Here is a 1,502-nt window from a genome sequence, read left to right on the forward strand (position 1 = left end):
TCCATACCTTTCTTCGTGGGTTACTCGCGGTCATTCGTAGGATCGGGAGACCCGGGGGCATCGGGTGTGGCTGTCATATTTCTGCCGCTGTAGTGGCTTTGGGAGACTGGCCGCCCGATGCCCCGCGACGACTCGGCCACTCATTGGGATACGCGAACTGCATCGCTTCGTATGGACACGTCGGCGAGGTCGTCTGCTGGGAAGAAGACTGCACGCACGACTTCGGAGGTGGCTGTGCCCGAGTTGTGGGCCGGTACGGATGCGGGCAAGGGCGAGCATCACTGCACAGTGATCGACAAAGACGCCACGGTATTCCTCACCCGCCGGGTGCCGAACAGCGAGACCGAGCTGTTGGAACTCCTCGGTGACGTCCTGGAGCTGGCCGAGGGCGAGCCGGTGACCTGGGCGGTGGACCTCAACGCCGGTGGCGCCGCCCTCTTGATCGCACTCCTGGTCAGCCACGAGCAGAAACTGCTCTACATCCCCGGCCGCACCGTCCATCATGCTTCCGCCGCCTACCGCGGCAGCGGGAAGACAGACGCGAAGGACGCCTTCGTCATCGCCGACACGGCCCGCATGCGACGTGACCTGCAGCCGCTGCAGGCAACAAGTGAGATCGCGGTTGACCTGAAGATCCTCACCGCGAGACGCATGGATCTGTCCGCGGATCGCACCCGCGCGATCAACCGGCTTCGCGCGCAGATGCTGGAGTACTTTCCCGCCCTGGAGCGGGCCTTCGACTACAGCAGGTCCAAGGCCGCCCTCGTCCTGCTCACGAAATACCAGACCCCAGCCGCACTGCGGCGAGTCGGCCGGGCCCGACTGGTGACCTGGCTGAAGAATCACGGAGTCCGCACCCTCACCACCGCGAAGAGCGCCGCAGACGCGGCCGTGACCGCCGGTGAGGCCCAGCAGACGGCCGTGCCCGGAGAGAAGACCGCGGCCAAGATGGTCCACACCCTCGCGAGGGAGGTGATGGCTCTTGACCAGAAGATCGCGGAACTCGAAACCCTGATCGAGGGCCGGTTTCGCGAACATCCCGACGCCGATGTGATCACGTCGATGCCCGGCATTGGCGACACACTCGGCGCCGAGTTCATCGCCGCGACCGGCGGCGACATGAACGCCTTCGCCAGCCCCGACCGGCTCGCCGGCGCCGCCGGACTCGCCCCCGTTCCACGCGACTCGGGCAAGGTCTCCGGCAATCTCCGCAGGCCCCGACGCTACAGCCGCCGACTCCTGCGCATGTTCTACATCTCCGCTCAGGTCGCAGCAGTCCACTGCCCCGAATCCCAGCGGTTCTACCAACGCAAACGCACCGAGGGGAAGACCCACAAGCAAGCCGTCCTCGCACTGGCCAGACGCCGCCTCAACGTGCTCTGGGCACTCATACGCGACCACCGCACCTTCGAGACAGCCATGCCCAGGACCAGTGCCGCAGCGGCATGACGCCCTCACGGGACGTCACCGCCCCCGCTTGACAATGTCATTGGGATTCTCCC

1 protein-coding gene is annotated in these 1,502 nt (G+C 65.9%); it reads left to right on the plus strand.

Features of this window, described 5'->3' with window-relative positions; genetic code table 11:
• Window positions 1-228 precede the first annotated feature (228 nt).
• Window positions 229-1,449: an IS110 family RNA-guided transposase gene (locus tag ACZ44S_RS39090; protein ID WP_466938268.1), complete on the plus strand. Its 1,221-nt coding sequence runs from the start codon at window positions 229-231 to the stop codon at window positions 1,447-1,449.
• Window positions 1,450-1,502: the final 53 nt, after the last annotated feature.

The sequence above is a fragment of the Streptomyces malachitofuscus genome (assembly GCF_055571035.1).